General features: G+C 66.4%; 16 protein-coding genes. 8 read left to right on the plus strand and 8 right to left on the minus strand.

The annotated features are described in order from the left end of the window. Positions 1 to 48: 48 nt before the first annotated feature. The 7 genes from KQ310_RS08830 to KQ310_RS08860 all read right to left on the minus strand — a co-directional run bounded on the left by KQ310_RS08830 (position 49) and on the right by KQ310_RS08860 (position 7,919). A complete protein-coding gene (locus KQ310_RS08830) occupies positions 49 to 504 on the minus strand; it encodes an ATP synthase subunit C (protein WP_259721381.1) in 456 nt (151 codons plus the stop codon). Continuing rightward, positions 501 to 2,309, minus strand: a complete 1,809-nt coding sequence (locus KQ310_RS08835) for a V-type ATP synthase subunit I (protein WP_259721382.1) — start codon at positions 2,307 to 2,309, stop codon at positions 501 to 503. The genes KQ310_RS08830 and KQ310_RS08835 overlap by 4 nt, the downstream gene beginning before the upstream one ends. Next, entirely contained in the window at positions 2,306 to 2,917 is a 612-nt protein-coding gene (locus tag KQ310_RS08840) for a V-type ATP synthase subunit D (RefSeq protein ID WP_259721383.1), read from the minus strand. Before KQ310_RS08840 ends, KQ310_RS08835 begins: the two co-directional genes overlap by 4 nt. Then, the gene (locus KQ310_RS08845) at positions 2,914 to 4,320 is read right to left on the minus strand and encodes a V-type ATP synthase subunit B (RefSeq protein WP_259721384.1); all 1,407 of its coding nucleotides are present in this window, start codon (positions 4,318 to 4,320) and stop codon (positions 2,914 to 2,916) included. The genes KQ310_RS08840 and KQ310_RS08845 overlap by 4 nt, the downstream gene beginning before the upstream one ends. 181 nt (positions 4,321 to 4,501) lie before the next feature. Then, the gene (locus tag KQ310_RS08850) at positions 4,502 to 5,833 is read right to left on the minus strand and encodes a S41 family peptidase (protein ID WP_259721385.1); all 1,332 of its coding nucleotides are present in this window, start codon (positions 5,831 to 5,833) and stop codon (positions 4,502 to 4,504) included. A 95-nt stretch (positions 5,834 to 5,928) separates the two neighbouring features. After that, a complete protein-coding gene (gene ispG, locus KQ310_RS08855) occupies positions 5,929 to 7,155 on the minus strand; it encodes a (E)-4-hydroxy-3-methylbut-2-enyl-diphosphate synthase (RefSeq protein ID WP_259721461.1) in 1,227 nt (408 codons plus the stop codon). Between the two features lie 59 nt (positions 7,156 to 7,214). Continuing rightward, positions 7,215 to 7,919: a uracil-DNA glycosylase family protein gene (locus tag KQ310_RS08860; RefSeq protein ID WP_259721386.1), complete on the minus strand. Its 705-nt coding sequence runs from the start codon at positions 7,917 to 7,919 to the stop codon at positions 7,215 to 7,217. A 138-nt stretch (positions 7,920 to 8,057) separates the two neighbouring features. Here KQ310_RS08860 and KQ310_RS08865 point away from each other — a divergent pair, with 138 nt between their 5' ends. From KQ310_RS08865 to KQ310_RS08895, 7 genes are all read left to right on the plus strand, one after another. After that, the gene (locus KQ310_RS08865; RefSeq protein ID WP_259721387.1) at positions 8,058 to 9,236 is read left to right on the plus strand and encodes a pyridoxal phosphate-dependent aminotransferase; all 1,179 of its coding nucleotides are present in this window, start codon (positions 8,058 to 8,060) and stop codon (positions 9,234 to 9,236) included. 64 nt (positions 9,237 to 9,300) lie between these two features. Then, positions 9,301 to 10,239 (plus strand): putative selenate ABC transporter substrate-binding protein, encoded by a 939-nt coding sequence (locus KQ310_RS08870; RefSeq protein WP_259721388.1) that lies wholly within the window; start codon positions 9,301 to 9,303, stop codon positions 10,237 to 10,239. 113 nt (positions 10,240 to 10,352) lie between these two features. Next, positions 10,353 to 10,589 carry a hypothetical protein gene (locus tag KQ310_RS08875; protein ID WP_259721389.1) on the plus strand — a complete coding sequence of 79 codons (237 nt, stop codon included), beginning with the start codon at positions 10,353 to 10,355 and terminating at the stop codon, positions 10,587 to 10,589. Between the two features lie 288 nt (positions 10,590 to 10,877). Then, a complete protein-coding gene (locus KQ310_RS08880; RefSeq protein WP_259721462.1) occupies positions 10,878 to 11,642 on the plus strand; it encodes an ATP-binding cassette domain-containing protein in 765 nt (254 codons plus the stop codon). Between the two features lie 14 nt (positions 11,643 to 11,656). Continuing rightward, positions 11,657 to 13,213 carry an ABC transporter permease gene (locus KQ310_RS08885; protein WP_259721390.1) on the plus strand — a complete coding sequence of 519 codons (1,557 nt, stop codon included), beginning with the start codon at positions 11,657 to 11,659 and terminating at the stop codon, positions 13,211 to 13,213. Positions 13,214 to 13,307: 94 nt separating this feature from the next. After that, positions 13,308 to 14,003, plus strand: coding sequence for a GDSL-type esterase/lipase family protein (locus tag KQ310_RS08890; protein ID WP_259721391.1), 696 nt, complete (start codon positions 13,308 to 13,310; stop codon positions 14,001 to 14,003). A 102-nt stretch (positions 14,004 to 14,105) separates the two neighbouring features. Beyond that, complete coding sequence (locus tag KQ310_RS08895; RefSeq protein ID WP_259721392.1) at positions 14,106 to 15,122, plus strand: sigma-70 family RNA polymerase sigma factor; 1,017 nt, start codon at positions 14,106 to 14,108, stop codon at positions 15,120 to 15,122. Here the strand turns inward: KQ310_RS08895 and KQ310_RS08900 are convergent. After that, positions 15,094 to 15,870 carry a DUF92 domain-containing protein gene (locus tag KQ310_RS08900; RefSeq protein ID WP_259721393.1) on the minus strand — a complete coding sequence of 259 codons (777 nt, stop codon included), beginning with the start codon at positions 15,868 to 15,870 and terminating at the stop codon, positions 15,094 to 15,096. The two genes, KQ310_RS08895 and KQ310_RS08900, sit on opposite strands and share 29 nt — an antisense overlap. Positions 15,871 to 15,964: 94 nt before the next feature. Between KQ310_RS08900 and KQ310_RS08905 the strand changes: the two genes are divergently transcribed. Continuing rightward, the gene (locus tag KQ310_RS08905) at positions 15,965 to 16,390 is read left to right on the plus strand and encodes a hypothetical protein (protein WP_259721394.1); all 426 of its coding nucleotides are present in this window, start codon (positions 15,965 to 15,967) and stop codon (positions 16,388 to 16,390) included. Positions 16,391 to 16,442: the final 52 nt, after the last annotated feature.

Raw genomic sequence — 16,442 nt, forward strand, 5'->3', positions numbered from 1 at the left:
GGGCAGAGGAGATGGAACAGCGGATCACACAGGTGAAGTGACCTGGGGTCACTTACTGGGGATCCCACCGGCAGCCACCAGGGCAAACACAAAGGCAAAGACGGCGAAGCCCTCCACGATCGCGGCCGGTGCCAACGCAAGGCCGAAGATCTCCGGCTTCGACTTCGATCCGGCGATGGCCGATGCGCAGCAGAGACCCTGGTAGATCGCTGCAATCAGAAAGGCGAGGCCTGACAGCATCCCCAGGCCGAACAGGGCGCCGGCATTGGCCGGGATCACCGGCCGGTTGAGGATGAACATCACCACGATGCCGTAGATCGACATCGACGAGGGCAGTGCCGAGAGGCCGACGAAACGACCGTAACCGCTGTTGACCTCCATCATCGCGCCGATCGCCGCCTGACCGGAGATGGTGCAGCCGATCGAGGCGCCGATCGCTCCGAGCGAAACCGGTGCATAGATCCCGATCCAGCCGAGTGCGAGTAGGGCGAAATGGTCGTTCACGAGGCAAGCTCCTTTTTGATGAATGGCTTGAAGGGAACACCTTCCCCGGATAGCCCCCAGTTGAAGAATTCAATGAAGTTCAACCGTAGGCCGTGCACAAATCCACTGATGATGGCCAGCAACAGATTGATGCCATGGCCCAGCACGAGAATCAGCAGGGCAATCGGTACACCCAGAGCCAGGCCCGAGTGTGAGACCTGCCCCGCCAGCTGATTGAAGGTGATCGCCAGGGATGCACTGGCCAGGCCCAGGGCAAACAGACGCAGATAACTCATCACATCGCCGAACAACTTCGAGATGGCGGTGAGTGATCCCAGGCCGTCCAGCAGGCGCAGAAGCAGATCGGCCGGCTGGTTGATGCGGCGTTCACTGCTGAGCAGCAGAACGGTGAGCAGTCCACCTGCAATCAGACCGATGCCCACATGGAGGAAAGGTGCCGCGGCCTGGCTGAGATAGAGCGTCAGCCCGCCCAGAATCACCGCCATCCAGCCGATCGGTGGTGCCGTCTGGGCCAGCGTCTTGCCCCGCAGGGCCACCACGCCATTGGCCAGCAGCAGATGGGCACAGCCCACGATCAGCGACAGCTTCATCATTGCGGCGAAATCATTCAGATCCAGCAGCTTGAAGGGCGCCAGAAGGGAACCCTCTGGAGGTTCGATGCCGAAATAGCTGCCGGCCAGGATTCCATAGACCAGCGCCATCACCAGCCCAACCACCGCCAGGATGCGGAAGTGACGTCCGCTGGGCGAGCGTCCCATCGCTTTCCATTTCAGGGCCACCACCAGCCCCAGCAGCAGGGCATAGCCGGCGTCCGCCATGATCATGGCGAAAAAGAACGCGAAGGAGAAAAAGACGATGATCGAAGGATCCCAGTCGCGGTAGGCGGGGGTTTCGTAAAAGGTGACCAGATCCTGGCCGCCGCTGAGGCTGCCGGGATTGCGCAACAGGGTCGGAGGCGCGTCCTTCGGCTGCGGCACCTCGGCGAGATAGGCCAGACCGTGCTGCTGCGTAAAGGTGTCGAGACGGGGCAGGGCGGGGCGAGGGATCCAGCCCTGAAGCTGCATCAGGGTGTTGTCGTCGAGCGCCATGCCGCTGGCCTGCTGCCGCGCCTGGGCATCCTCGGCCCGGGTGAGGTGTTTGGAGAGCAGAAAGGCCCAGCGGCTGAGCGATTCGTGCTCGGCCTCCACATCCTCCAGGGCGGTACGGGCGTCATCCAGTTCGCGCTGCACGTCCTGATGGGATTGGGACCCCACATGGGAACGGGCCACCGGCAGCAGCGCTGGATCGGGTTCCTGCTTGGAGATCAGGGCGTAATAGCCGTAACGGGAGCATTCGTGCAGCCGTTGCCAGGGCAGGGCAAGACCGCCAAGGGCCGCACGAAAGGCGGCGACTTTGGAGTGGGGCACCCGGTAGAACCAGAGACGGCAGCCCCCCAGACCAGCCAGATCAGGCAGGCTGAAATCACCCCAGGGCCCCAGCTCATCGAGGCGCTTGCCAAGCGCCAGCACTCGATCTTCGGCCTGCTGCTTGCGTTGCCTGTTGGCCAGGGCCTCGGCCACGATGTGGTCGAAATCGAACGCGGCATCCACCCGTGTCTGATGGCGCCGTCGCCGGACATCCATCAGATAGCGAAGGGCCTTGCGGGCGTCTTCGCTGGGTCGTGCGACCACGAAACTCTCGTCTTCCGTGCTGCTGGCCAGGGGGATCAGATGCACGCAGCCCAAGCTCTGGAGGCCATCCAGCAGGGGCTTCCGGTCGGCGGAGAGTCCGAACAGCGTCAGCTTGGCCAGGGGAATGATCGTCATGGCACTACGGCGGTTTGCCGTTCTTTCTTGCGTTTGGCGATCTTTGAATTCACCACTCCGGCCCGCTCCGCGTCCGCCAGGTAGATCGTGATCTGCCTGATGTTGCTGCGGGTCCGGGGAATCAGCACCCGGTCGAACAGGTTGAACCGCTGGGTCACCTTGCGCTCGGCCTGTCGCAGCAGATCCAGCCGCTGCTCAGCCACCTGCAGTTGCAGCTGAGTACGCAGCGCCTCCTGCAGCCAGCCCACCACGGCATCCACCCAGAAGGGTCGGCTGAGCAAGCCGTAGTCGGCCACCCGGAAGTCCACCCCCAGCAGCGTCGGCAGGCGCGTGCCCATCAGGTTCTCCTCCCGTTGATGGACGGCGGTGATCGTCACCAGCTCCGAGAGGTCGATGCGCTCATGGGCCAGCATCGGGCAGGACTTTCCCACCTCCGTCTCAATGGCCGCCGCCCGGGCCCGGGCTTGCTCCAGCTGGCGGCGGGCGGCTTCACGCTCTGCACTGAGTTGGCGACGTTTGAGATCCAGCGACGGCAGGACATCGTGATAGGTCTTGAGCAGACCCTTCTGCCGGCTGAGGGAGGCCTTGGTGAGGGAGAGTCTGCTCATGCGACGGCGGCTTTCTGCGGGCCTGGTGGCGGAGAGCCTGGCTGCGCAGGAGTTGGCTTCGAAGGCACGGGATGGGGAAAGTACTTGTCGATCAGTTCCTGCTTCATCAGCAATTCCTGAGGTTCAAAGCACTCGGCCAGGGTCTGCCAGGCCAGATCCAGTGCCGCCTCCAACGGCAGATCCACATTGATGTCCATGAAACGTTCACGGAAGAGGACGCCGAAGTGGATCAGCTTGCGGTCGTAGTCCGAAAGTTCGAATGCCATGGCCTGTTTCTGTTGCGCATCCCTGGCCCCGGCATACAGGCGGATCGTGGTATTCATGATCTGGCTGTGGTCGTCCCGGGTCACCTTGCCGATCACGTTCTGCTTGAGCCGCGACAGGGAACCGAAGGGATCGATCATGCCGTCGTGGAGGTAGAACTGCCCTTCGGTGATATAGCCGGTGTTATCCGGCACCGGGTGGGTCACGTCGCCGCCGGGCATGGTGGTGACCGTGAGCAGTGTCACGGAGCCGCCCTTGGCATAATCGGCGGCTTTTTCATAGCGGCGCGCCAGCTGGGAGTAAAGATCTCCCGGGTAACCACGGTTGGCCGGCACCTGATCCATGGCGATGCTGATTTCCTTGAGACCGTCGGCAAAGGAGGTCATGTCGCTGAGCAGCACCAGCACACGCTTGCCTTCTTCCACGGCAAATTTTTCAGCCACCGCCAGGGCCATGTCGGGGATCAGGATCCGTTCCACGATCGGGTCGGAGGCCAGATTGACGAACATCACCGTGCGGGGGAAGACGCCCGCCTCTTCGAAGGTCTTGCGGAAGGCGTAGTAGTCGTCAAAGATCAGACCGAGCCCGCCGAAAACCACCACATCGGCATCGGCCTGAATGCCGATCCGTGCCAGGAAGGGATTGAACGGTTCACCGGAGACGGAGAAGATCGGAATCTTCTGACTTTCCACCAGGCAGTTGTAGATATCGATCATCGGCACGTTTGTGCGGATCATCTTGGAGGCCAGGATGCGGCACATTGGATTCACCGATGGCCCACCGATCGGCACCCGGGGATCCTGCGACAGATCGGGCCCACCATCAATCGGCTCGCCGGTGCCGCGAAACACCCGGCCGAGGATGTTGTCCGAATAGGTGGCCGTCATCGGGTGGCCGAGAAAGCGCACCTGGGAGTTGGTCGAAACCCCCTTGGTACCGCGAAACACCTGCAGGGCCACCGAGCCCTGCTTGAGATCGATCACCTGGGCCAGCGAAGAGCTGCCATTGGCGTTCTGGAGCACGGCAAGATCATTGAAGCGCGGTGTATTTTCATTGACGTCTTCTCCTGCAGGCACCTCCACCCGAATGATGTCGCCCACGATCTCGAGAATCTTCGAGTAGCTGGCGAAAAGACTCATGTTGTCACCGCGGCCCGATGCTGTCTGGCCTGAAGCTGTTTCTGGAGAAGCTTCAGGCCGGTCACCAGAATGTTCTCTTTTCAGCCTAGGCATTCGGCTTCAGGGCGTCAGCTCAAGACTGCAGCTTTGTCATCCAGGCCTGCCAGCGTCACCGAGCTGTCTGACAAGCAGCCATCACCAGTCAGCGGCTTCCCAGGGCCGCCGGCAGGTTCGCGGTGCCGGGCTTGTAGGTGCTGCCCGAGGTTGCGGTGATGCGCAGCTGCTTCATCAGGGTGGATTCAGCGGCCCGGTACTGGGTGTCCTTGGGGGTCCCCAGATCTTCAAGCTTGAGCTTCTGGGCCTCCGTCTCGGTCATCTTGGCCGGCACATCGGGATCAATGCCGTGCTTATGGATGTCGCGGCCACTGGGGGTGAGGTATTTGGCGATGGTCACGGTCATGCCGGAACCGTCCGACAAACCTCGAACCGATTGCACCAGACCCTTGCCAAAGGTCTTCTGCCCGACCAGCACCGCCCGTTTGTTGTCCTGCAGAGCACCGGAGAGAATTTCGCTGGCGCTGGCGGAGCCTTCGTTGACCAGGATCACCAGGGGCTTTTCCGTGAGCGCACGGCCGGTGGCGCGCTTCACATCCTGAATGCCGTCGCGGGTCTTGGTGGACACGATCGTGCCCTCGTTGAGCCATTGCCGGGCAATCTCAACGCTGGCCATCAGCAGGCCGCCGGGATTGCTGCGCAGGTCCAGCACATAGCCCTGCACGCCTTTGTCCTCGAGATCCTTCACCGCCAGGCGCATGTCCTTGGTGGCGTTGGCATTGAATTGCTTGAGGCGGATATAGCCCACCTTGATGCCATCTCGGGTGGTATTGATCTGATGATCTACCGCATGCAGTTCAATCCGCTCCCGCATCAGTGGCACCTCGAGCGATTGACCTTTGCGGCGCAGGGTCAGGTTCACCTTGCTGCCGGCCTGCCCGCGGATCAGCTTGACCGCATCCTCGGTGGTCATGCCCTTGGTGCTTTTGCCGTCGATCGACGTGATCACGTCCTTCGGCTGCACCCCGGCTCTGGAGGCCGGCGACCCGTCGATCGGCGAGACCACCACAAGTTCCTTGGTCTCCTTGTCGAGACTCAGCTGGATCCCCACTCCGGAGAGCTCTCCGGAGGTGTCGATCTGCATCTCCTTGAATTCCCGGGGATCCAGGAAACGGGTGTAGGGGTCGTCAAGGCTGCCCAGCATGCCGCGGATCGCCTCATAGGCCTCCTTGGGGTTGCCGTAACTCTTGGCCAGCACGTCGCGACGCAACTGGCGCCAGCGATCCGGCGTGTACTTGCCGGTGGTGTCCAGATAATCGCGGAAGACGATCTGCCAGGCCTGGTCCATCACCTCCTTGGGGCTGTCGCTCACCAGCGGACTGCCCCCGGGGGCCATCACCAGTTCCCGGGCCATGACGGCGGTGGCCGCACAGGCACTCAAGCCAACCAGCACCAGGATGCCGGCGCGACCTTTGGCCATCAGCTTGGGCTCCCATCAGTCTTGAATGTCTCTTCAACGTAACCCCCATTGCCCCATCCATCGCAACGGATCCCCGCACCGCCACAGGCGGGGGGTCAGGGATCGACCCAGCGGCCGTCTTCCTTGATCAGGGCAATCAGCGCCTCCACCCCCTCGGCCTCAGGCACCCGGCGGATCTCGTCGCGGCCGCGGTAGAGGGAGATCGTGCCGGGGGTCTTGCCCACGTAGCCGTAGTCGGCGTCGGCCATCTCGCCGGGTCCGTTGACGATGCAGCCCATCACGGCGATGTCCAGGCCGGTGAGGTGGGCGGTGGCGTTGCGCACCACGTGCAGCACCTCCTCCAGGTTGAACAGGGTGCGGCCGCAGCTGGGGCATGCCACGTACTCCACCATCGTTTTCCTGAGGCCCAGGGCCTGTAGGATCGAATAGCAGACAGGGATCTCCTTCTCCGGTGCTTCGGTGAGTGACACGCGGATCGTGTCACCGAGGCCCTCGGCCAGCAGGGTGGCGATGCCGGCGGTGCTCTTGATGCGGCCGTAGTCGCCGTCGCCCGCCTCGGTGACCCCTAGGTGGAGGGGGTAATGGAAGCCGCCTGCATCCATGCGGTCGGCCATCATCCGGTAGGCGGCCAGCATCACCGGCGCCCGCGACGCCTTCATCGACACGACGATGTTGTGGAAATCGAGACGGTCGCAGATGTGGATGAACTCCATGGCGCTTTCCACCATCCCCAGAGGGGTGTCGCCGTAGGTGAACAGCATCCGCTCCGCCAGGGAGCCGTGGTTCACGCCGATCCGCAGGCCCTTGTCCTGCTCCTTCAGCAGGCTCACCAGGGGCTCAAGGGTGGCCTGGATGCGCGAGCCGATGGCGGCAACCTCCTCGGGGGTGAACTCGCTGCGGTTCGGATCAGGCTTGTCGAACACGTAGAGGCCCGGATTGATGCGCACTTTGTCAACGTGCTGGGCCACCTCCAGGGCGATCTTCATGCCGTTGTGGTGCACGTCGGCCACCAGCGGCACGGGCTGATAGCTGTCTTCGAGGCGCCTGCGGATCTCCCCCACCGCCTTGGCGTGGGCCAGGCTCGGCACCGTGAGCCGCACGATTTCGCAGCCGGCCTCGTGCAGCCGGCGGATACCGGCGGTCGCTCCCTCGATGTCGAGGGTGTCTTCGTTGATCATCGACTGCACCACCACCGGGTGCTCGCTGCCCACCCAGATATCACCCACCCGCACACTGCGGGTCTGCCGGCGGCGGATCAGCGTGTCGTAGCGCGGGTTGTTGGCCCAGTCGGTGGGGAGCCCCGCAGGGGCGGCGGCGGACATGTCAGGACGGGCCAGGGTGCCGGTCATGGCGGGGGGGCCGGGTATCGGGCCAAAGCCTGTCACAAACCTCGCTCCGCCGACGGTTCCCCTGCCGGGATCTCCGGGCCGTTGGCCAGCTGATCGAGGCGCCGCCGCACCTCCTGCAGGTCCTGCCAGGTGTGCCACTTGGGGCTGCCCTGCTGCCGGGAGGGATTGCGCAGCAGGTAGGAGGGATGGAAGACCGGCATCAGCCAGCGGCCGCCCAGCACCGTGCCGCTGCCCTGGCGCCACTGACCCCGCAGCTTGGTGATCCCGCCCTTCACCCCCAGCAGCCCCTCCATGGCGGTGGCGCCGGCCAGCAGGATCACGGCTGGATCGACGGCCGCGATCTGGCTCTCCAGCCAGGGGAGGCAGGACGCCATCTCCTCGGCGGTGGGCTTGCGGTTGTCGGGCGGGCGGCACTTCACCACGTTGCCGATGTAGGCATCCCGGTTGCTGTCCAACCCCACACTCAACAGCATCTGATCCAGGAGTTGTCCGGCGCGCCCCACGAAGGGCAGCCCTGAGGCGTCTTCCTGGGCGCCGGGGCCCTCGCCGATCACCATCAGGCGAGCGCGGGGATTGCCCCGGCTGATCACCACCTGGTGCCGGGTCTCTGCCAGGGCGCAGCGGCGGCAGGCGCTGCAGGCCTCGGGCAGGGTGTCGAGGGCTGGCGAGGGGGTCTCTGAAGTCACCAGGAGAGTGGGCTGGATCGGATCAACGGCCATGGGGTCATTTTCCGGCATGGGTTTGAGGCCTGGAGAGCGACTGGTCACCGACTGACAGGGCCGTGGCGAATGGTGAAGGGCTCAGGCCGGAGGCTGCGGGGCGTAGGGCAGGATGACCCCTTCGCCGAAGCCGCGCCCCGTTGGCGCGCCTGTCCCATGCCGGCCCCGTTGACGCTGTCTGCCCGGGCGCAGGCGTTGCAGCCCTCTCTCACCCTGGCGATCGCCGCCAAAGCCAAGCAGCTGCGCTCCGAGGGGCGAGACATCTGCAGCCTCAGTGCCGGCGAACCTGATTTCGATACGCCTCCTTTCATCCGGACGGCCGCAGCGGCGGCGCTCGAGAGCGGTCATACCCGCTATGGCCCCGCCGCCGGCGAGCCGGAGCTGCGCCAGGCGATCGCCACCAAGCTCACGTTGGAGAACGGGGTTCCCACCAGCAGTGACCAGGTGCTGGTCACCAACGGCGGCAAACAGGCGCTCTACAACCTCTTCCAGGTGCTGCTCGGTCCTGGCGATGAGGTGTTGCTTCCCTCTCCCTATTGGCTCAGTTATCCCGAACTCGCCCAGCTGGCCGGGGCCACGGTGAAGCTGCTGCCCAGTGATGCCAGTGCAGGTTTTCGCCTGCAGGCGGAACAGCTGGATGCGGCGATCACGCCAGCCAGCAAATTGCTGATTCTGAACAGCCCCTCCAACCCCACCGGCATGGTGCTGGGTCGGGCTGATCTCGAGGCGATCGCCGTGGTGCTGCGCCGCCATCCCCATGTGGCCGTGGTCTGCGATGAGATTTACGAATTCCTGCTGGCCCCGGGCCACAGCCACCACAGCTTCGCGGCAGTGGCCCCCGATCTGGCCGACCGGATTTTCATCGTCAATGGTTTTGCCAAGGGCTGGGCGATGACCGGCTGGCGCATCGGCTGGCTGGCGGGGCCCCGGGCCGTGGTGGCCGCCGCCAGCGCCCTCCAGAGCCAGAGCACCAGCAATGTCTGCACCTTTGCCCAGTACGGAGCTCTGGCCGCAGTGAAAGGCCCGCGTGACTGCGTGATCGCGATGGCGGAGCAGTTCAATCAGCGCCGCACCCTGCTCAGCGAAGGCCTGCAGACGATTGCCGGTGTGACCCTGCTCGCGCCGCAGGGGGCCTTCTACGCCTTCCCGGACGTGAGCGCCTATGGCCTCGATTCGATGGCGCTCTGCCGGCGGCTGCTGGAGGAGGTGGGCCTGGCGGTGGTGCCGGGTGTGGCCTTCGGGGATGATCGCTGCATCCGTCTGTCGTGCGCCGCTTCGCCTGCCACGATCGTCGACGGCCTGGAGCGTCTCGAGCGTTGCCTGGCCAGCCTCTGACCCCTGGCCCCTGCCGCAGCGCCCCTGCCTCAGTTGCTGCGCCCTTTTTCCCATCCTTTTCACCATGACGCCCCGAGCCCGCTGGACCGCCGTGCTGGCAGGCCTGTCCCTGGCCCTGCTGCCAGCGGTCCTGCCTCCGATCCACCCCCAGGCCGCTCCACTGCTGAACCGGGCTGAGGCTCAGCAGACGATGCTGCGCATCAGTGCCATCCCCGACCAGAACCCCGAGAAGCTGAACCGGCTCTATGGCCTGGTGGCCGATGAGCTGAGTCAGCAGCTGGGCGTGCCGGTGAAGTACGTGCCGATGACCGACTACACCGCTGCCGTAAGTGCGTTCCGCACCGGCAATCTCGATCTGGTCTGGTTCGGCGGTCTCACCGGCGTGCAGGCCCGTCTGCAGAAGCCGGGGGCGAAGGTGATCGCCCAGCGCGACATCGATGCCGCGTTCCACAGCGTGTTCATCGCCAACACCGCCAGTGGCCTCCAGCCGATCCGCGACCAGAAGGGCCTGACGGCGCTCAAGGGCAAGCGCTTCACCTTCGGGTCTGAGAGTTCCACCTCCGGGCGGCTGATGCCCCAGTATTTCCTCAGTCAGGCCGGTGTGGGTCTCAAGTCCTTCGCCGGCGGCGCACCGGGATTCAGTGGCAGCCACGACGCCACGATCGCCCTGGTGCAGAGCGGTGCGTATCAGGCCGGCGTGGTGAACGAGCAGGTCTGGAAGAGCAGCCTGCGGGACGGCAAGGTGAACCGCAGCAAGGTGATCGCGATCTGGCGGACACCTGGCTACCCCGATTACCACTGGATTGCCCAGCCAGATCTGGACAAGCGTTTCGGCAAGGGCTTCACGGGCCGTATCCAGGCGGCGATCGTGAGCTGGCGGCCGAAGGATCCTGAGCAGAAGCAGATTCTGGAGCTGTTCGGTGCGCAGCAGTTCACCCAGGCCCAGGCCTCGGACTACCAGAAGATCGAGCAGGTGGGACGGCAGATCGGCAAGATCCGCTGATCGGCTTAGGTGAGGGCAGAACTGAGGCTTGGATGCTGGCGGCCAGCGAGCCCCCCAGTGGAACAAAGCCGCGATTGTGTTTAGCGTTCCCCTACCTTCATGAAGGTCCGCTCATGCAGTTTTCAGGAACGCTGGAGGAGTTGCGCAGTCTCGTGGAGCGCCTCGGCCATCCCGGCCACTGGGAGCACAAGGGGGCCTACGAACTATTCGTGTTCGACGAGCAGCAGACCAATCTTCGGCTGAACTGGTGGCCCGAAAGCGGTGCTCTCACCCTGGTGGGGGACCCTGCCGAACGGGTGCAGTGGGAAGCCGATCTGCAAAGACTGCTGGAGCCGAATGATCTCAGCTGAACTCTGAATTCCTCAGCTTTCCTGTTCCAGCTTTTCTGTTCCAGGGGAGCTTCTATTGCCAGTCAATGTTGATGTTCTGGTCGATCAACTGGAGCCGTCTTGCCAGAGCAAGTTCGTGAGCCTGTTCAAGAGCTGATCCCAGCCAATCCTCCAGGCTGTGCTCCTGTCTCTGCCAGGGTGCACGGGCTTCCGCTCCGTCGACGCTCCCTTCCCCTGGTGAGATTCCCACAGGCCCCTTTCACCGGTTCTGCCGCCCCAGCAGCGGCAATCCACAGCACGGCTCCGCCAGTGCTGGAGCTGCTGGACATCGCCGTGACTGGGCGGGTCGTGGCTGGTGTGACGCGCCCTCGGCTGCAGGGGGTAACCCTGCGGCTGCAGCCTGGAGACACGGTGGCGCTGCTCGGTGCCAGCGGCGCCGGCAAGAGCACCCTGCTGGCCGTGGCCAATGGACTGCTCGAGCCCACGCGGGGCGCGGTGGTCTGGCAGGGGGAAGCGCGGGCCCGTTCCGGCCGGCGACGGCGGCGCCAACAGGCCCGGATCGGCACGCTCTGGCAGGACCTTCGCCTGATCGAGGAGCTCAGCGTTCAGCAGAATCTCAATGCCGCCCGCCTGGCCGCGTGGGGTTGGCCTCGGGCCCTGCTGAATCTGCTGCTGCCCCTGGAGACTGAGGCCAACGTCCAGGCCCTGCGCCAGGTTGACCTCGATCCCGGCCTGCTCGGCGAGCCCGTCGCCGCCCTCTCGGGCGGGCAGCGTCAGCGGGTGGCCCTGGCCCGCCTGCTGCGCCAGGAGCCCACTCTGCTGCTGGCGGATGAGCCTCTGGCCAGTCTGGATCCGCGCCTGGCGCAGGATCTACTGGCCCTGTTGCTGGCGCAGGCCGAGCCCCCCCGAGCTCTCCTGCTGAGCCTGCATCGGCCCGATCTGATCGGCGGATTCTCCCGGGTGGTAGGCCTGCGCCAGGGCCGGGTGGTTGTTGACGCCCCGCCCAGTGCGATCAGCCCGCAGGATCTGAAGGCTCTGTATGCCAGCGAGCCCCAAGTCGGCGAGCCCCAATGACCACGCTGCCGGCGATGGACAGGCCCTGGCTGCGGCCCGCTGTGCCGCTCTGGGTGCTGCTGCCGGCGCTGGCGCTGCTGCCAGTTATGGCCCTGCTGCCCCAGCTGATCCATGGCGGCGGCTGGGATTTGCTCGGTCGTTTCGCCGCTGCGGCGGTGACGCCCTCCCTGGACCCCTTGGTGGTGGGTTCCGCTCTGCAGGGGCTGGGGATCACCCTGGGCGTGGCCCTGCTCGGCTGGGCCCTCAGCCTCGGCCTCGGGCTGGCGCTGGGCCTGGCCAGTTCCCGCACGGTGTGGTGGACCTGGGGCGCTGGGCCTGCTCCGGCTGGGCTGATCCGCCGTCTGCTGGCGCTGCCCCGCTCGATCCATGAGCTGCTCTGGGGGCTGTTTCTGCTGCAGCTCGTGGGATTACAGCCGGCGGTGGCGGTGGTGGCCATCGCCCTGCCCTACGGCGCCCTGGTGGCCCGCGTCACCGCCGACCTGCTCGATGCCCTGCCCACCCGCAGCCTGGACGCGTTACGCGCCAGTGGTGCGCCCCCTGGCGCGGCCCTGCTCACGGCCATCGGCCCGCCGCTGTTGCCGCAGGTGCTCAGCTACGGCGGGTACCGCCTCGAATGCGCCCTGCGCAGCGCCACGCTGCTCGGGGTGTTCGGTCTGGGGGGGATCGGCACCGATCTGCGGCTGACTCTGCAGTCGCTCGCCTTTCACGAGCTCTGGACCAGCCTCTGGCTGCTGCTGGCCGCGATGCTGCTGCTCGAGACCCTGGTGGGTTGGCTGCGGCGGCGCTGGGGCATGCCGGGCCGTCTGGGCCTGAAACGGGCGAGCGTGGGCCGACGGGGCCGCGAGATCCTTCTCACCGCCCTGGCCTTGCTGCCCCTGCTGCTCTGGACGGCGGCGCGGCTGGAGGTGCGCCCCCAGGACCTGCTGCAGTGGCAGGGCCTGCCGGGCCTGGGCCAGGGCGACTGGTCTGGGGTGCTGGCTCTGCCCTGGGCCGACCTGATCGGCACCACTCTGGTGATGACCCTGCTCGCCGCCGCCCTGGCGGTGGGCGTGGCGCCGCTGCTGCTGCTGCTGGCGGCACCCTGGGGCTGGGCCCGGGCCGCCCTGCAACTGATCTGGGCCCTGGGCCGGCTCTGGCCCCCACCCCTGACGGCCCTGCTGCTGTTGTTTCTGCTGCAGCCGGGTCTGATCACCGGGGCCCTGGCGCTGGGCTTCCACAACCTCGGCATCCTGGGGCGCCTGCTGCTGGAAGCGGTCGAGAGCACTGACCCGGGAGCTGAACAGGCCCTGCGTGCCGGTGGCGTCGGCCCCCGGTTGGCCCTGCTCTATGGCCGCTACAGCCGGCTGGCCCGCTCCTACCTGGCCTATGGCGCCTATCGGGCCGATGTGATCCTGCGGGAATCGGTGGTAGTGGGCCTGGTGGGCGCCACGGGGCTGGGCACCCAGCTGCTGGAGAGCCTCAGCGGCTTTGCCTGGGATCAGATCGCAGCCTTGCTGGCGGTCTACGCCGTTCTCACCCTGCTGGGCGAGGACCTCAGCGACCGGCTGCGCCAGCGCTTGCTGGTCGTCTGAGGCCAGCGCGGGCTGCGGACCCCAGAACAGCTGACCGGGAAACTGGCAGGGCTGCCGGATCCAGCGGCGAGACTCCCAAGCTCCGAGAACCCCCATGGTGTCGATCGTGCCCGGCCCGACCCGGATTCCCCGCAAACTGGTGGTGCTGGGAGACAGCCTGGTCTACGGCTGGGGCGATCCGGAGCATGGCGGCTGGTGTGAGCGGCTGCGGCGCCACTGGATGGGCCTGCCTCAGGGACCGGTGCTCTACAACCTCGGTGTGCGAGGCGATGGCCTGGAACGCCTCACCGCTCGCTTGCCGGGAGAAGTGCACTGCCGTGGCGAGCTGCGCCGTCAGCGACCCCAGGGGATCCTGATCGGCATCGGCCTGAATGACACCGCCCGGGTGGGCCGCTTGGATGGGCGGGAGCAGCTGGAACCGGAGGCCTTTCTGTTCGGCCTGCAGCAGTTGCTGCGGGAGGCCCGGCGGATCGCGCCGGTGCTGTTGCTGGGGCTCACCCCGGTGGATGAGGCGGTGATGCCCTATGCCGAGGTTCTTTGGTTTGACCTGGCGTCGGTGCGGCGCTACGAGGGGCTGCTGGAGGAGGCGGCCATGGAGGCGGACGTGCCCTTTCTGCCGCTGCTGGAGGCCCTCACGGCCGATCCGCGTTGGTTGCAGTGGATCGAGCCCGATGGGCTTCACCTCAACGCCGAAGGCCACCGGCAGGTGTACGAGCGGGTGAGCCGCTGGCCGGCGCTGCTGCGCTGGGCCGAGCTGGATCCCCGCGCCACCGTCACGCCGGCTGTTTGAGGCGGCCAATATCACCCGAATGGGTGAGCAGGTTTCACCGGATCAGGGGATGTGGGCGCCTGGCCTCCAGACCGACCGTGAAAGGACGGACGTGTTTCCCCCATGGTCGGCTCGATCGTTCCCCTGTTTCGCTCGTCATCCCCGGCAGCCTCCACGGCAGCCAGTGCCGCTGCCGCCAGTGCCCCAGCCGCGCCTCGGCGCTGGGCTGGCCCGGCGGATCCGGCGGCCATCAACCGAGCCTGGTTGGCGGCCTACGCCTGCAGCAGCGAAGCCCATGTGCGGCTGCACTGGCGCAATGCCCTGGTGCAGGTCAATCTGCCGCTGGTGCGGCTGCAGGCCCGACTCCAGGCGGCCAGCACCGATCTGCCCCTGGACGATCTGATCCAGCTCGGAGCGATCGGCCTGCTGCGGGCCGTCGAGGCCTTTGACCTTCAACGTCGCGTCAGCCTCAGCAGCTTTGCGGTTCCCTACATCCGCGGCACGATGCAGCAATACCTGCGCGATCGGCACCGGCCCCTGCGGGCGCCCTGGCGCCTGCGGCAGCTGCAGCAACGGGTGGAACGGCTCCAGGCCCTGCGGCTGCATGCAGGCCAGCCACCGCTGTCGGCTGCGGAGCTGGCCCGCCAGCTGTCCTGCAGCACCGAAGCCCTGCGGCAGGCGGCGGATCTGCAGACCTGCGAGCGGTTGCGCTCCCTCGATGCCCCGATCGGCGGGGATGACGGCGAGGGCTGCAGCAGCTGTCTGCTGGACCAGCTGGCGGATCCGGCGACCTCAGTCTCTGCTGATTTCGAGTCGGTAGCTTTCGAGTCTGCAGCTTTCGAGTCGGTGGCTTTCGATCCGGCGGCATCTGCCGCTGCAGAACCCACCGAAAACGATCAGGATCCTCAAGATCACACCATTTTGAACTGGCTGCGGCAGCGCCTGGCACAGCTCAGTCTTCAGGAGCGGCAGCTGCTGAACGGTCGCCATCTGCAGGGCGACACCTGGGTGGCCCTGGGGCGCGAGCTCGGTCTTCATCCACGCATGGCCCAGCGCCGCACCGACGCCCTGCTGCAGGGGCTGCAACGGGAGGCGCAGCAGTGGCAGGAGCTCAACCGCCCGGCAATGCAGCAGAACTGAGCAGACGCGCCGCCCCCATCGCCAGCAGGGCGGCCACCAGGGTCTGGAGGCCATTGATCACTTCGTTGGTGAGCCAGGCGACCCGTTGCTGCACGGTGGCACCGAGCCAGCTCTCCAGCAGGGTGGCCGCCAGTCCCACGGCGGTGACCAGGCCCCAGCTGAACCCGTCCGGCAGCACGCCCAGAGCCAGCAGGATCAGGGCCATCAGGGCACTGCCCGCCAGGCTGGCGGCCGTGCCTTCGAGGCTCACGGCCCCTTCCGTGCCGGGCGGTACCGGCCGCAGGCTGGTGATCAGCAGCGTGTGCCGGCCCCAGCGCTTGCCGATCTCACTGCCGAAGGTGTCCGCCAGTTTGGCGGCAAAACTGGCGGCGAAACCGATCAGCAGCAGCGGCCGCCAGGCCGGCGGGCTGAGCGGCACCAGCACCGCCAGAACGGTGCCGGTGAGGGCCGACCCCCAGACATTCTCCGGGCCGCGGCGACCGCCTCTGGCCTCGGCGAGACCCTGCTCCTGCTTGCGGCGCAGCCCCAGACGGGTGACGGCCGACCCCAGGGCGAGGTAGGCCACCACGGCCCACCAGCCGGCGGCCCCGAGGCAGCCCCACAGCAGGGTGCCGAGCAGGCCGGCATGGATCCAGCCTGCACGGGTGAGCAGCGGTAGGGGTTGGGCCAGGCTGATCAGGATTCCGTTCACGGCGAGGGCCAGCAGCCAGTGCGCGGCGGTCTGGGCCGGGATGGCGTTGCTCAGCACAGGGCCAGGGTCGATGGATGTGTTGCACAGATCTAAGCGCTGGGGGGATCGTGCCGCCGGGAGCGGATAATCGGGCCAGTCTTTCGACGCCGCCATGGTGTTCAAGCTCAAGCCGTCGTTCTTCCTTGAGCTGGGCGGCGACGCCAAGACCCCAGAAGACAAGAAGCCCGCCGTGATCGTGGCCCCGGTCGCACCGCCTGCGGCTCAGGAGAAGGCTGAGGCCAAAGCCGGCAAGGCTGAAGCCAACGCCGCCAAAGCCAGCAAGGGCAACGCTGCCACTTCCCCTGAGGCGGTCGCTGTCGATGGCGAGAAGGCTGCCCCCGCCGCCGGTGCTGAGCTCACCACTGCTGAATCCATCGCCGCCGAGCTTGCTGCCGCGGCTGCCAGCCGTCCGGCCCCGACCCTCGCGACCTTCGCTCCTGATTGCCTGGTGCCCGGCGCTGCCGTGACCCGTCGCCGCCGTGGTGGCGCCAACCTGGCCGGCTTCCGCAGCATGGCCGCCGGCATGTTCCGCAGCTGAAGTCTGCGGGCAGCTGAATCCTGTGAGCAGCAGAATCCTGTGGGCGGTTGAA

Source organism: Synechococcus sp. CS-1328 (assembly GCF_025128095.1).
Taxonomy (GTDB): domain Bacteria; phylum Cyanobacteriota; class Cyanobacteriia; order PCC-6307; family Cyanobiaceae; genus CBW1002.

Coding starts and splice junctions, on each gene's coding strand:
- KQ310_RS08895 (WP_259721392.1), top strand. CDS start 14,106: ATGGTCGGCTCGATCGTTCCCCTGTTTCGCTCGTCATCCCCGGCAGCC.
- KQ310_RS08865 (WP_259721387.1), top strand. CDS start 8,058: ATGCCGGCCCCGTTGACGCTGTCTGCCCGGGCGCAGGCGTTGCAGCCC.
- KQ310_RS08885 (WP_259721390.1), top strand. CDS start 11,657: ATGGACAGGCCCTGGCTGCGGCCCGCTGTGCCGCTCTGGGTGCTGCTG.
- KQ310_RS08860 (WP_259721386.1), bottom strand. CDS start 7,919: ATGCCGGAAAATGACCCCATGGCCGTTGATCCGATCCAGCCCACTCTC.
- KQ310_RS08835 (WP_259721382.1), bottom strand. CDS start 2,309: ATGACGATCATTCCCCTGGCCAAGCTGACGCTGTTCGGACTCTCCGCC.
- KQ310_RS08875 (WP_259721389.1), top strand. CDS start 10,353: ATGCAGTTTTCAGGAACGCTGGAGGAGTTGCGCAGTCTCGTGGAGCGC.
- KQ310_RS08850 (WP_259721385.1), bottom strand. CDS start 5,833: ATGGCCAAAGGTCGCGCCGGCATCCTGGTGCTGGTTGGCTTGAGTGCC.
- KQ310_RS08905 (WP_259721394.1), top strand. CDS start 15,965: ATGGTGTTCAAGCTCAAGCCGTCGTTCTTCCTTGAGCTGGGCGGCGAC.
- ispG (WP_259721461.1), bottom strand. CDS start 7,155: ATGTCCGCCGCCGCCCCTGCGGGGCTCCCCACCGACTGGGCCAACAAC.
- KQ310_RS08870 (WP_259721388.1), top strand. CDS start 9,301: ATGACGCCCCGAGCCCGCTGGACCGCCGTGCTGGCAGGCCTGTCCCTG.
- KQ310_RS08840 (WP_259721383.1), bottom strand. CDS start 2,917: ATGAGCAGACTCTCCCTCACCAAGGCCTCCCTCAGCCGGCAGAAGGGT.
- KQ310_RS08890 (WP_259721391.1), top strand. CDS start 13,308: ATGGTGTCGATCGTGCCCGGCCCGACCCGGATTCCCCGCAAACTGGTG.
- KQ310_RS08845 (WP_259721384.1), bottom strand. CDS start 4,320: ATGAGTCTTTTCGCCAGCTACTCGAAGATTCTCGAGATCGTGGGCGAC.